The 14637-nt window shown below is 41.7% G+C and carries 12 protein-coding genes; all 12 read left to right on the top strand.

The window, feature by feature from the left end; all coding sequences use genetic code 11:
* The first annotated feature begins 33 nt into the window (after positions 1-33).
* The 12 genes from murJ (at position 34) to OIZ54_RS09870 (ending at position 14637) form a co-directional block, all read left to right on the top strand.
* A complete protein-coding gene (gene murJ, locus OIZ54_RS09925) occupies positions 34-1572 on the top strand; it encodes a murein biosynthesis integral membrane protein MurJ (protein WP_413680496.1) in 1539 nt (512 codons plus the stop codon).
* An 84-nt stretch (positions 1573-1656) separates the two neighbouring features.
* On the top strand, positions 1657-2583 hold the full coding sequence (gene ribF / locus OIZ54_RS09920; RefSeq protein ID WP_264390318.1) for a bifunctional riboflavin kinase/FAD synthetase: 927 nt from the start codon (positions 1657-1659) through the stop codon (positions 2581-2583).
* Positions 2584-2612: 29 nt separating this feature from the next.
* On the top strand, positions 2613-5441 hold the full coding sequence (gene ileS / locus OIZ54_RS09915) for an isoleucine--tRNA ligase (RefSeq protein ID WP_264390316.1): 2829 nt from the start codon (positions 2613-2615) through the stop codon (positions 5439-5441).
* 12 nt (positions 5442-5453) lie between these two features.
* Complete coding sequence (lspA, locus tag OIZ54_RS09910; protein ID WP_004588359.1) at positions 5454-5954, top strand: signal peptidase II; 501 nt, start codon at positions 5454-5456, stop codon at positions 5952-5954.
* Complete coding sequence (gene fkpB, locus OIZ54_RS09905) at positions 5951-6391, top strand: FKBP-type peptidyl-prolyl cis-trans isomerase (protein WP_004588360.1); 441 nt, start codon at positions 5951-5953, stop codon at positions 6389-6391. Before lspA ends, fkpB begins: the two co-directional genes overlap by 4 nt.
* Positions 6391-7320 carry a 4-hydroxy-3-methylbut-2-enyl diphosphate reductase gene (ispH, locus tag OIZ54_RS09900; RefSeq protein WP_248442856.1) on the top strand — a complete coding sequence of 310 codons (930 nt, stop codon included), beginning with the start codon at positions 6391-6393 and terminating at the stop codon, positions 7318-7320. Before fkpB ends, ispH begins: the two co-directional genes overlap by 1 nt.
* Before the next feature lie 40 nt (positions 7321-7360).
* Complete coding sequence (locus OIZ54_RS09895; protein ID WP_248442857.1) at positions 7361-8395, top strand: sensor histidine kinase; 1035 nt, start codon at positions 7361-7363, stop codon at positions 8393-8395.
* Entirely contained in the window at positions 8392-9096 is a 705-nt protein-coding gene (locus tag OIZ54_RS09890) for a LytR/AlgR family response regulator transcription factor (protein WP_126007793.1), read from the top strand. The genes OIZ54_RS09895 and OIZ54_RS09890 overlap by 4 nt, the downstream gene beginning before the upstream one ends.
* 263 nt (positions 9097-9359) lie before the next feature.
* Positions 9360-9920 carry a type IV pilus modification protein PilV gene (pilV, locus tag OIZ54_RS09885; protein ID WP_248442858.1) on the top strand — a complete coding sequence of 187 codons (561 nt, stop codon included), beginning with the start codon at positions 9360-9362 and terminating at the stop codon, positions 9918-9920.
* A 1-nt stretch (position 9921) separates the two neighbouring features.
* Entirely contained in the window at positions 9922-10917 is a 996-nt protein-coding gene (locus tag OIZ54_RS09880; protein ID WP_138579991.1) for a PilW family protein, read from the top strand.
* Positions 10905-11408, top strand: coding sequence for a hypothetical protein (locus OIZ54_RS09875; RefSeq protein ID WP_004588366.1), 504 nt, complete (start codon positions 10905-10907; stop codon positions 11406-11408). Before OIZ54_RS09880 ends, OIZ54_RS09875 begins: the two co-directional genes overlap by 13 nt.
* 1 nt (position 11409) lies before the next feature.
* Complete coding sequence (locus tag OIZ54_RS09870; RefSeq protein WP_248442859.1) at positions 11410-14637, top strand: PilC/PilY family type IV pilus protein; 3228 nt, start codon at positions 11410-11412, stop codon at positions 14635-14637.

Raw genomic sequence — 14637 nt, 5'->3', positions numbered from 1 at the left:
GGATTATTTCGCTCCGGTATGATTGTAAGTTGTATGACAATGATATCGCGTATTTTAGGGTTAGTACGAGACGCTGTCGTTGCAAACTTATTAGGTGCTAGTGCAGCTGCTGATGTTTTTTTGTTTGCTAACCGTATTCCCAATTTTTTACGCCGTCTATTTGCAGAGGGGGCCTTTGCCCAGGCATTTGTGCCTGTACTTAGTGAAATTAAAGAACACCATGGCGATGATAAAGTTAAGTTATTTGTAGCACAGGCTGCCGGTACGCTGGGCACTATTTTGCTTTGCGTGACTATTTTTGGCGTTATTGCCTCGCCTGTTATTGCCGCGTTATTTGGTACTGGCTGGTTTATAGATTGGTGGCAAGGTGGCCCCAATGCAGAAAAGTTTGTGCTGGCAAGCTCCTTATTAAAGTTAACCTTTCCGTATTTGTTATTTGTTAGTCTAGTAGCACTTAGCGGTGCAGTAATGAATGTGTATAACCGCTTTGCAGTGGCTGCTTTTACGCCCGTATTGCTTAATGTTTCAATTATTACCTGCGCCATTTTATTGCACGACAAATTTAGCGTGGGGGCGTATGCGTTAGCTATTGGTGTATTTGTGGGCGGAGTGGTGCAATTGTTGTTTCAGTTACCATTTTTATACCGAGCAAAAATGCTGGCACGTCCTCGCTGGGCGTGGCAAGACGAGAACGTTAAAAAAGTGCGTAAGCTTATGCTACCGGCATTATTTGGTGTTTCAATAAGCCAAATTAACCTTTTGCTCGACACCATGATTGCCTCGCTATTAATGACGGGCTCTATCGCATGGCTTTATTACTCAGATAGGTTAATTGAGTTTCCACTTGGTTTATTTGGTATTGGTATTGCCACTGTTATTTTACCCGCACTTTCTAAATTGCATAGCAGTAAAAAGCTCAGTGATTTTCAGCATACGTTAGATTGGGGTGTGCGTTTTGTGATTTTTTTAGGCATACCCGCCATGGTTGGTTTAATGATTATAAGCCCGCTTATCATTACTGTGCTATTTGATCACGGAGCATTTAAAGACGCTGATGTTGATCATGTCAAAGCGGTAAGCTTAGGGGTGGTTGCCTACTCGGTAGGGTTAGTTAGCTTTATGCTTATTAAAGTATTAGCGCCGGGTTTTTACTCGCGCCAAGATACCAAAACACCTGTGCGCATTGGTATTATTACGCTGGTGCTTAATATGGTATTTAATATTATGTTAGCCCCGTTTATAGGGTATTTAGGGCTTGCTTTAGCAACGTCTATGTCGGCCAGCTGCAATGCTTTTTTACTTTACAGGCAACTTAAAAAAGAAAAAGTGTATCAGTTTTCTGCAATGAGCCTGCGCTTTAGCGTAAAGTGCATAGTAGCAAGCTTGGTAATGGGCGCTTTAACGTGGTACGTCAGCAGCCGTTATTATTGGGCTACATGGCATTTTTATGAGCAAGTAATGTTGTTAATTGTATTGCTAGTAATTGCTGCAATAAGTTACTTTGCGGTGCTGTTTTTACTTGGTGTAAGACTAAATACGATAAAAAGTGTAGCAACTACTGAATCAAACTAAAAAAAAGATTATAATCGGCAGCCCTGTGGTTTTGAACGATTTTAAAGTCGTTAATAATACTCGCTGAAAAAGGCATTAGGTGGCATGGAGTTAATTAGAGGTATACACAATATTCGAGCGCAACATTATGGTTGTGTGTTGACTATTGGTAATTTTGACGGTGTGCATTTAGGCCATGGCGAAGTGTTAAAAGGGTTGTTAGCGGATGCCAAAGCACATAACTTACCCTGTACTGTGATGTTATTTGAGCCGCAGCCGCAAGAGTTTTTTGCTAAAAATAATGCGCCAGCTCGACTTACTCGGTTACGCGACAAACTCAGATTACTAAGTAACTTAGGTATTGAGCGGGTTATTTGTATTAGCTTTAACCAACAATTTGCCAATATGCTTGCTGAGCAATTTGTTAGCGATATTTTAATTAAAAAGCTAGGCGTTAAAGCACTCACAGTAGGTGATGATTTTAAATTTGGTAAACAGCGCCAAGGGAATTTTAATTTACTGCTCAGTATGGGCAAACAAGCGGGCATGGATGTAAAAAGCACCGCGAGTTTTCGCCAATTAAATGCTAGAGTAAGCAGCACACTAATACGTGAAGCATTAGCCGCAGGCGACTTAGAAAATGCTAAGTTAATGCTAGGGCATAATTATGCTATTTCAGGGCGTGTAATACATGGTTGGAAAAGAGGGCGAGAGCTTGGTTTTCGAACTGCAAATATAGCGCTTAAACGCCAAGTTTGCCCTGTAAATGGGGTGTTTGCCGTAAAAGCAAACATTGCCGGAAAACACGTTTATGGGGTAGCCAATATTGGTAACAAGCCCACTTTTAATGGAACTCGTGCTTTGTTAGAAGTTCATCTTTTTGACTTTGCACAAGATATATATGGACAGTTTATGCACGTGGAGTTAATAAAAAAACTTCGCGATGAGAAAAAATTCGAGACATTAACACAGTTAACGGCACAAATTGCAACCGATGTTGCCGCCGCAAAACAGTGTTTTGGTTTAAATTAGGTAGCCGATAGATACGGAAAGTAGGATTAATGAGCGACTACAAACATACTTTGAATTTACCGGAAACACAGTTTCCAATGCGTGGCAATTTGGCACAACGTGAACCAAAAATGCTTAAAGCATGGTATGAAGACGACCTGTACGGTCAAATTCGCAGCGCCAAAAAAGGTAAAAAGACCTTTATTTTGCATGACGGCCCTCCGTATGCAAACGGCGATATCCATTTAGGCCACTCAGTAAATAAAATTTTAAAAGACATAATTGTTAAGTCTAAAACTTTATCTGACTTTGATGCACCTTATGTGCCTGGTTGGGACTGTCATGGTTTGCCAATTGAGTTAATGGTTGAGAAAAAAGTAGGTAAGCCAGGCGTTAAAGTAACCGCGAGCGAGTTTCGTGAAAAATGCCGTGCTTACGCTAAAAAGCAAGTTGAAGGTCAAAAAGTAGACTTTAAACGTTTAGGTGTGTTTGGCGATTGGGACAAACCTTACTTAACAATGAACTATGACTTTGAAGCAAACGCTATTCGCGTGCTTGGTCGTATTATTAAAAATGGCCACCTTCATAAAGGTGCAAAGCCTGTGCATTGGTGTACAGACTGTGGTTCTGCATTAGCAGAGGCCGAAGTAGAGTACCAAGATAAGCAATCTCCAGCGATTGACGTACGTTTTACATTTGCAGATCAAGACGCGGTTGTTAATGCCTTTGATTTAGCCGATGGCCATAAAGGCCAAGGCAGTGTAGGTACTGTTATTTGGACTACAACGCCGTGGACTTTACCCGCTAACCGTGCGGTAGCAGTGCATGCAGATTTAGAGTATGCCTTAGTACAAGTAGATGATGAAGGCTCACAGCAACGTTTAATTTTAGGCTCAGAGCTTGTTAAAGATGCAATGGACCGTTATGGCTTTAATCATTTCCACGTACTAGGTTATGTTAAAGGTGCAGCACTTGAAAACTTACACGTTGCTCATCCATTTTACGATTTTGATGTACCGGTAATTGTAGCTGACCACGTTACTACTGACTCAGGTACGGGTGTGGTACATACCGCGCCAGGCCATGGTCAAGAAGATTTCGCGGCAGGCTTAAATTACAATCTTGAAGTAGCAAACCCTGTAGGCGCGAATGGCGTTTACCTACCTGATACAGAATTATTTGCTGGTCAGCATGTATTTAAAGCAAATGCCAGTGTAATTGACGTACTAACAGAGCGCGGTGCTTTAATGCATCATCATGCGCTTACGCATAGCTACCCGCATTGTTGGCGCCACAAAACACCTATTATTTTCCGTGCTACACCGCAGTGGTTTGTAAGCATGGATCAGGCTAACTTACGTCAAGACTCGTTGAGCGAAATTAAAAACACCCAATGGTTGCCAGAGTGGGGCGAAAGCCGCATTGCGAACATGGTTGAAGGTCGCCCAGATTGGTGTATTTCACGCCAACGTACTTGGGGGGTGCCAATTGCCTTATTTGTTGATAAAGACACTGGTGCTTTACACCCAAATACGCAAGCGCTTATTGAGCAAGCTGCAGAGCTGGTAGAAAAATCAGGCATTCAAGCATGGTATGACCTAGAGCCTGCCACCTTGTTAGGCGAAGAAGATGCCAAGCAATACATGAAAGTACAAGATACGTTAGATGTATGGTTTGATTCGGGCGTAACACATGCATGTGTTGTTGATGCACGAGAAGAGTTAGTTGGCCCAGCAGATTTATACCTAGAAGGTTCTGATCAGCACCGTGGTTGGTTTATGTCATCAATGATGACCTCAGTTGCTATTAACGGTCACGCACCTTACAAGCAAGTACTAACGCACGGCTTTACCGTAGATGAAAACGGCCGCAAAATGTCAAAATCGTTAGGCAACGTTATTTCACCACAAAACGTGATGAATAAACTTGGCGCTGACATTTTACGTTTATGGGTAGCCTCTACCGATTACACCGCCGAAATGACAGTATCGGATGAAATATTTAAACGCTCTGCAGATCGCTACCGCCGTATTCGTAACACTAGCCGTTACTTACTAGCTAACCTAAGTGGTTTTGATCCAAAAACAGACCAAGTTGCTGTTGATGATATGGTTGAGCTTGATAAGTGGATTGTTGGCCGTGCAGCCCAATTACAAGAAGAAATTTTAGCAGCCTACGATAGCTACCAAATGCTATTAGTAACGCAAAAGCTAATGAACTTCTGTACAGGTGAGCTTGGTTCGTTCTACTTAGATGTAATTAAAGACCGCCAGTACACAGCAAAAAGCGACAGTCATGCACGTCGTTCTTGTCAAACTGCGCTTTATCATATTGCTGAAGCAATGACTCGTTGGATGGCACCAATTATGAGCTTTACAGCTCAAGAAATTTGGGAAGCACTACCGGGCGAGCGTAGCGATTACGTATTTACATCGGTATGGTACGACGGTTTACACGCACCGACAAACAGCCAATTTGGCAACGATGACTGGCAAGCGATTCTAAATGTACGTGACGAAGTAAACCGCGTATTAGAAGCAGCCCGAAAAGAAGAAGTAATTGGCGCAACGTTACAAGCAAGCGTTAACTTATACGCCGAAAAAGCACTGGCTGATAAGTTAGCAGCATTAGGTGATGAACTACGTTTTGTATTACTAACGTCTGCGGTCACTGTATCTGCAGTAGATAGCCAGCCAAGTGATACACAAACAACCGAAATTGAAGGTTTGTACATTAGCGTAGCAGCCACAGATGCAACTAAATGTGAGCGTTGTTGGCATTACAGCGATGATGTAGGTTCAGAGCCTGCACACCCTGAAATTTGTGGTCGTTGTGTAAGCAATGTTGACGGCGAAGGTGAAAAGCGTCAATTCGCTTAGGAGCTTTACTCAGTGAGCAAACTAGCCCAAAAAAGTGGTTTAGTGTGGCTTTGGTTAAGTCTATTACTTCTTGTAATAGACTTTGCCACTAAAACACTTGTTGTAAATACCATGGCTTATCAAGAGTCGATTAATTTACTACCTGTTTTTAGTATTACCTACGTACATAACTATGGAGCGGCCTACAGCTTTTTAAGTGAAGCGGGTGGCTGGCAACGTTGGTTTTTAAGTTTTATTGCCATTGCTATTAGTGCGCTATTAGTGTGGTGGTTAAAGCGTTTACCAGCGACAAATAAAATATTATGTAGTGCTTATGCGTTAGTGCTTGCTGGCGCTATTGGTAATTTATATGACCGTGTTGCTTATGGTTATGTAATTGACTTTATACATGTGTTTTATAAAAACTCGCATTTTCCAGTATTTAATATTGCCGACTGTGCAATTTGTATTGGTGCCGCATTATTATTATTTGATGCCTTTACAGGCGAAAGTCCGAAGGAGCATAAAGCATGAGCCAAGCTGTAATTGGTGAAAACTCAGAGGTTATTTTTCACTTTTCTATTAAACTAGAAGATGGCTCTGCCGCAGACTCAACCAAGGTGCATAATAAACCAGCCAAGTTAACGATGGGTGATGGCAGCTTAACGGCTAATTTTGAAAAGTGCTTACTAGGTTTAAGTGCAGGCGAAAGCAAAACGTTTGAGTTAGAACCAGAAGACGCCTTTGGCCAACCTAATCCAGATAATATTTACTATGTAGAACGCAGTAAATTTGGTGCAGAAACGCCAGCTAAAGTCGGCGCAATTATTGCCTTTACTCAGCCTGATGGTACTGAGCTGCCAGGACTGGTACGCGAAGTACAAGGTGAGTCGGTTACTATAGATTTTAATCATCCGTTAGCAGGTCAACGTTTAACGTTTGAAGTAGATATTATTGAGGTGCAAGGCTAATGGATATTTTATTAGCGAACCCGCGAGGCTTTTGTGCAGGGGTAGACCGTGCAATTAGCATAGTAGAGCGCGCTTTAGATATTTTTGAAAAGCCAATTTACGTACGCCACGAGGTCGTTCATAACCGCTACGTAGTAGATGGTTTAAAAAACCGTGGTGCTGTATTTGTTGAAGAGCTAGACCAAGTACCTGATGACAGCATTGTTATTTTTAGCGCCCACGGTGTATCGCAAGCGGTACGCTCAGAAGCTAAACGCCGCGATTTAAAAGTGTTTGACGCAACATGCCCATTAGTTACTAAAGTGCATATGGAAGTAACGCGAGCGAGCCGTAAAGGTATTGAGTGTATTTTAATTGGTCACCATGGTCACCCAGAAGTTGAGGGTACTATGGGGCAGTATGACAATAACGACGGTGGTATTTACCTTGTAGAAACCGCAGAAGATGTTGCCAAACTTAAAGTTAAAAATGCTGATAACCTATTTTATTGTAGCCAAACAACGCTTTCGGTAGATGACACTGCAGATGTAATTGATGCGCTGCGCGAAAAATTCCCAGCAATTGATGGCCCGCGTAAAGATGACATTTGCTATGCGACACAAAACCGTCAAGATGCTGTGCGTGATTTAGCAGACAAGGTAGATGTGCTATTAGTTGTGGGGGCAAAAAACAGCTCTAACTCTAACCGTTTACGTGAACTTGCAGATAAAATGGGCACAACCGCTTATTTAATCGATGATGCAACAAATGTTGAAGCACAGTGGTTTGGTGAAACTAACGCTGTGGGAGTAACTGCGGGGGCTTCTGCGCCAGAAGTGCTGGTACAGCAAGTTATTGCACGCTTAAAAGAGCTAGGCGGCAAGCAGGTAGTTGAAAACCCAGGTGAAGAAGAGAATATCGTATTTGCCGTTCCTGTTGAGCTGCGTTAATCTATATAAATTAATTATTTAGATTACAAGGAGAGCCGTTATGAGCAAGTTGCCGCAAGGTGAAACATTGCTTTTTTCGGCTCTTTTTAATGAGCGCGGGGTACTTGCCACGCTTATTGTTACCCAAGTTGTTGCTACTATCTTAGCGTTTGCTCCTTTTGTTGAAGGGGATAGCTGGCAAAGCCTTGGCGTAATTAGTTTATTTTCTCATATGACCGTTTTGGTCAGTATTTCTGCTTTATACTCTTTTCGGGGTGTTTTACAAAAAAAGCCGCAAACCACCCAGCTTTTTGCTTTTTTTATTTCCTTTTTAGTCAGTACCGCTTTATTTAGTGTGCTGTGTGCCCGCTACTTTTTAGATATTACAAATAATGAAACGAGTATTTATTTTGTATTACGAAACTGCTTAATTGTTTTTTTGATCACGGCTTTATTTGTACAGTTTTTACTGATTTATTTTGAAAAAGAGCAGCAAACAAAAGCGCTCGCGCGCGCGGAGCTTGATGCTTTGCAAGCCAGAATTCGCCCTCATTTTTTGTACAATAGCCTTAATACCGCCGCCGAGCTAACACATCATGATGCCGATGCTGCAGAGCAAGCAATACTTGCGCTTGCGGCGCTGTCGCAAGCGGCTATGCGCTCGGGGCAGCGCGTTTCTCTCGAAGATGAGCTGACCTTATCAAAACAGTATGTTGCGCTGGAAACATGGCGCTTTGGCAGTCGTTTAAAGCTTAATTGGCAAGTGCCTGCTGATTTACCAGATATTAGTATTCCGTGCTTAACCCTTCAGCCGTTAATAGAAAATGCGGTGTGTCATGGGGTAGAGCCCAGTGAAACAGGGGCCGTTATTAGTGTAGAGCTACACGTAACAACAGGGTATTTAACATTGATTGTTTCTAACCCTATCACTCATAATGAGGCGTTAAAAAGACCAAATAACGGCATGGCACTTGAAAATATTCGCCAACGATTGTTTATATATTACAAAGAAAAAGCACAACTAACGATCACACAAAAAGAGGATGTATTTAGAGTAAAAGTGGTGATCCCTAAGCAGTTTGAGAACCCCCAATGAATGTTGTAATTATTGATGATGAACCGCTAGCTCGCGCAAGAATAAAGCGGCTACTGCAGCACAACGAGCATATTTTAGTTAAAGGCGAAGGTGATAACGGCGCGCAGGGGCTTGCCATTATCAAGCAGGTTCATCCCGATTTGGTTTTTTTAGACATAGATATGCCGGGTATTAATGGCCTAGAAGTAGCACAGCAACTAAATACGCTGAGCGTGCCACCGGCAATAGTATTTGTAACGGCTTACCCCGAGCATGCACTTGATGCGCTACAGCTTAGTGCCGCAGGATACTTAGTAAAACCCGTTACTGAACAGGCATTAAATAAAGTGTTAGCGCAAGTTGGGCGTTTAAATAAAGCGCATATGCAAAAGCAGCAATCTACAAAAATTAGTTATCAGCTTGGTGGCACAATAAAAAGTATTGAACTTGATCAAGTGTATTACTTTAATGCCCAAGAAAAATACACCAATATGGTATTTAAAGAGGGCGAGGCCCTAATTGAACAAAGCTTAAAACAACTTGAGCAACGCTTCCCAACGCAATTATTACGTATTCACAGAAATACGCTCATAAACAAACAAAAGCTTGTTGCCTTGCATACCCAAAGCCCTGGTGTACATAGCGTAGAACTAGCCGGATGTAAGGAGCAATTAAGCGTAAGTAGGCGAGAGCTAAAAACAGTAAAAAATGCGCTAAGTTAGAGCCTGTTATGTTTTAGGTTGAATTTTTAGTAGGTTGCTTGGCTTTTTAAGTAAGGCAGAGGCCGCTATTGAGCCCACTAAATTAGCAGCATTGCGCTGGAGTTAAATCGCCTCTAGATAGAGTAATTTTAATCTTCAAAGCTCAATTGGCTTGATGCTGTTAACCGTTTATCAACAAATTTAACCGCTTGTCCTAGTATATATTGCATCTACATTTTCAATGCATAAACTTATAATCAGATAAAATTTATTTGGTTTTTACTATGCATTCACCTCACAAAAAACCTCAAAAAGGCTTTACCTTAATTGAAGTGCTGATTGCGTTTATTATTTTAAGCTTTGGCTTATTAGGCGCTGTTGCACTGCAAGCAAAAGCTAAGCAGGCAAGCTTTGACTCTATGCAGCGGGCAGCCGCGGTAGCGTTAGGAAATGATATTATTCAGCGCATTAGAGCAAATGATACCGCACAGCTAGTTACTTTATATACGCAAACTTTCACCAGTAAAACATCAACGTCTACCTCTACGGCTTGTTTTAGTGGGTCATGCACTGCAGCGCAAGTTGCAGCCCTTGATTTACAGCAATGGAAACGCGCCATTCGTGCACGCGAAAACACCGGTTCTCTCGATGATGCCACTGTATGTATAAACCCTACGGCTGCATCAGGTACGGGTGGGCGTGGGTTTAATATTGAAGTAATAGTGTCTTGGCAAGGCCGCCAAGAGTTTAATGCCAATGATGAAACCAAAGCGCTTAAATGCGGTACTGACGATAAAAAACGCCGTTTGGTTGCATTAAATAGCTATATATACCTAAGGAGCTAACATGAGAGATAAAGGTTTTACACTAATAGAAATGATGATTTCATTATTTATTGGTGGGCTTATTTTAGGTGGGGTGATGTTTACCTATATTGGCATGAAAGTAACCACAAAAGACACAATGACAATAGGCGAGTTACAAGAGTCAGGCCGCTTAGCCATTAATATTATGCAGCGCGATATTGAGCAGGTGGGCTTTTGGGGAACTTATTATGATGACTCGTTTACTGCAGCAAACACACAAACGTTAGCTAACCCTGGTGGTGATTGCTTTGAAGGGCTTAATAACGGCAGCTTTCCAGATTTAGCATCTTCTAGCAATTTCAGAACTATTTATGCAAAAGAGGCCAGTTCAACAAGTGAGCTTAACTGTATAAGTAAGCCAATTGCAGGAACTGACATTTTACAAATCAAGTTTTTACAAGGTGAGCAGCTCACGGTAGATGGCGCCACTAATGAAACACAAGCGGATGAAAACTATTTTATAGCTGAGCAAGAAAGCGCAGAATTTACCCGAGGCGTTGTAGCAGCGGGTAGTTTAAACGTTAATGCCACGGTGTGGCCTTATAGCCATCATGTTTATTATCTCGCAGAGCAAACTTATACGGTAAATAATAAAAGCCTTACAGTACCAGCATTAATGCGTAAACGCTTAAATGGCGCCAATATGAAAGCCGAAACCATTATGGAGGGCGTTGAAAACATGCGCTTTGTATTTGGTTTAGATACAGACAGTGATAGCCGTGTTGATTCGTACCGAAGTATTGAGGACATGCAGCACTCTGACTGGGAAAACCGCAAAAGTATTCTAACAGTGCAGGTTTTTTTATTAGTTAGAGCATTGCAACCAGATCCGGGCCTTAAAATAAAAAATCAAACATATATTTTAGGTGAAGATGAAGACTCCCGAGAGCTCACTTTTACCGATACTTACAGAAGAACAGTATTTACCACCACAATTCGTTTAAATAACGTGGGAGCAAATTTATGGCGTATCTAAGTAAACACGCAAATAAACAACAAGGTGTTGTGCTTATTACAGCCCTTATTATGGTTATTGCTGTAACGGGAATTGCCGTTACATTAATGAGCAGCAGTAGTGTAGATATAAAAATTACCAATGCAGCTCAAGAGCGAGAAGTCGCTGAAAATGAGCTTATTGGAGAAGTACAGCGAATGATTTCTGATGAGGCAAGCAAAGGTGCTGCTAATCAGTTTTTTTTAACGCCAGATGAAGTATCAACTCATGCAGGCGCAGATGATGAAGGGATGGTAATAGCCACGCACGACGATATGCAAAGCAAAATGATAAACCTAAATCAGGGGGCGCTTGATTTAGAATGCCCACGCCGATTTAATTTTACTGCCGGTATATCGTGTAACATGCTGCAAGTTTCTACCACTATTCAATATGGCTCTAAAGCAAAGCACGAACTTACAATTGTAACAGGTGTAGCTCAAGAAATGGCCAGTATAAGTAAGGGGATTTAGAATGAAATTTAATCTTAATAAGCCATTGGTCTCTTTACTTGGTTTAGCACTGAGCGCCTCAGCAGTTGCTGAAGATATAGAGCTTTATGTCAATCATGATTTAGATTTAGATGAGAAACCAAGGGTTTTACTCATATTTGATACATCAGGCAGTATGGCGTTTTCATCCTCTAATGGTAATAGTTGTGGCTTTAGCAACCAAACTGGTTACTACTTATGTGCAGATAGTCGCCTTGCGGCAGCACAATTTGCCATGAATAAAGTGGTATCAGATAACGAAGACTCTATTGATTTTGGTTTGATGCGATTTAAAAGTGATTCTGAGGGCGGCTATATTGTAAATGGTGTTGGTAGTGACTCGTCTATAGTGCGCAGCTCCATCGCAGCTCTTCCAGCCAATGGTGGCACGCCTCTAACAGAGACACTTTGGGAAGCATATTTATATATTACTGGGCAGAAGCTTGAATATGGTGAAGACGCTTCAACTGTAGAGCGTGATACAAATGTAGAGTTACGTACAGGTAGCCAATGGACAGATGTTGAGTGTGATTGGGTTTACAGAGGGAGAAGAACTGGCTGGGTGTATGAATGTGAAAATATAGTGAGAGATAATTACGAGTATACTTATATATCGCCCTTTGCAGACAGTGAAGCAGAAGCGGCTCGTTGCGATAATTCAATCAATATTATTTATATGACTGATGGCGACCCTTCTAATGATAACGGCAGCGATAGTGATATTAGTGATGAACACGAAAAGTACTTTGGAGAACCATTAAACTGGAATACCGATAGTTATTACAGTAACTACCTACACCAAATGGCTAAAATTATTCATGGTACAAGTGATGTTACCGTTGATTTATATCCTGCCACTGCCGATATCCACGAAACAGGCCGCTTATACACTATAGGTTTTGGTTCAGGTATGAGTGCAAGCGGGCAAGAACTTTTAAGACGTGCTGCCTTATTGGGTGGCGGTGAAAACTTACCAGCAAGCACCCCAGATGAGCTTTCTAACTCGCTAAATAGTGCTATTTCTCGTATTCGTGAAGTAAACGATAGCTTCTCTTCGCCTTCGGTAGCAAGTAACAACGTAGACCAAACACGTAGCCGTGATGCCATTTACTTTGCCATGTTTTACCCAGAAACAAACACCCGGTGGGGTGGGAATTTAAAAAAATTAAAAGTATCAGGCAGTGAAATAGTTGACTCTGCAGATAATACAGCGCTTGATTCTGATGGTTTAATCGACACAGATGCTAAAACATTTTGGCTGCCAGATGGCCAGTCTGCCGATGGTAACTTAGTTGCACAAGGGGGCGTAAACTATCATTTAGCTACACTCACGGGGACTCCAGCTGAAGAAAGACGCAACCTCTATACAGATAAGCAAGGCGATATAGTTGAGTTTACTACTAATATTGTGAGCGATATTTTAGATTTAGTCACCAATAACCCGATTAGCCTAGCTAGTTCAGATATAAAATGGGCAATGGGGATAGATGTTGACGATGAAGACAACGATGGCTCAAACACCGATCAACGCAGTGATATATTTGGCGACCCTTTACATTCTAAGCCCGTAGCAATCGACTATGGCAATGACGACATACGTATATTGATTGGTACTAATGCCGGCTTTTTACATATGTTTAAAGACGATGATACCAATAACCAAGTGACCGAAAGCTGGGCGTTCATTCCCTCTGAACTTTACGATATTATTAAGCCTTTACGCAATGAAGACACCGGTAAACTCTACGGGATGGACGGCCCAATCAGTGTTTACTTTAGTGATAAAAGCTTAAATGACGAAGGCATTAACGATGGTATTGTTGATGCAAGCGATGGTGACGATGTGTGGGCATTTGCAGGTATGCGCCGTGGTGGAAAAAACTATTACGCCTTTGATATTACTAACCCCGATCAGCCTAAAAAACTATGGGATAACCCTATAGAAGGCGGTACTGGCGATTTTAAAGAGCTAGCTCAAACGTGGTCAAAACCCCAAATAGCGTACATAAAAGCATTTGGTGATAAGCCATTACTCGTTTTTGGTGCAGGGTACGATACAAATAAAGATGCCGTGGTAAGAAGTGAAGACTCGGTTGGTCGCGGTATTTATATAGTAGAAGCTGAAACAGGTAAAAAAGTGTGGGCTTTAACGCCAAACGAAAATGGATTTAAAGGCAAGCACTCGATTGCAGCAAATGTTTCTACGCTTGATTCAGATTACGATGGTTACATTGACAGAATTTATGCTGCCGATACCGGGGGCGATATTTGGCGTATAGACATGCCAGGCACAAGCACCAGTAATTTTACGCACTTTAAACTTGCAGAGCTTGGTAGCAGTTTAGCAAGCCAAGACCGTCGCTTTTTTTACCAGCCGTTGGTGGCACGTACACTTTATAGCAAAGTAAGTGAAACAACGATTAATGGTGAAACAGTGATTACACGTTTAGATACGCCGTATGACGCTATTGTAATAGGCAGCGGAAATCGCTCAAAACCAACAGGTACAAATGAAGACGATCAGCTGTTTATGATAAGAGATGAAAATACAGTAACTCAGTCATTCACTAGCGCCCCTACAGCGATTAAACCAGCAGATTTAATGCTAATGAACAGCGATCCGTTTGGTAATGCACTTGATGATGTAGATGAGTTTGTTGATTTAGAAGTCGATTTAGCTAAATTTAAAGGCTGGCGCTATGAATTAGGCACAGGCGAAAAATCTTTAGCAGCAGCCACAGTGGTGGGCGGTGTCGCTTACTATACAAGCTTTACTCCATCATCAGAAACCTCTACAGAGAACCAATGTTCATTAAGTGGCGGTGGCGGCTCGTTGTATGCGTTCCATTTACATTATGGCACCAAGGTATATGACGACTTAAAGTTTACCACTAGCTATGATGTACCTGATACACCACAATTGTACTTTGGAGAAGGCCCCTCTTGTGCCGATGGAAATGGTGACGGCTTTTGTGATGATAACCCAACCATTGAAGTGACCGAAGAAAGCCAGTTTTACCTAATTGGGCCGGGAATAAAAGGCGAAGATGCACAAAACCCAATGAAGCCAGTAGAAATAATGGGCCCAGGCTTAACGGTTGTAGATGGTAGCGTACAATTAGTGAATGACGATGATAGTGTAGGGTTTGGCTTTAAAACCCAACAAACCTATATTTATAAACGTGAAGAAAATGATGAAATTGATGATTAA

Source organism: Pseudoalteromonas sp. A3, assembly GCF_025942345.1.
In the GTDB taxonomy this organism is placed as follows: Bacteria; Pseudomonadota; Gammaproteobacteria; order Enterobacterales; family Alteromonadaceae; genus Pseudoalteromonas; species Pseudoalteromonas atlantica.
Note: the sequence above shows the minus strand (reverse complement) of the source record. Positions and strands in the feature narration are given on the sequence as shown.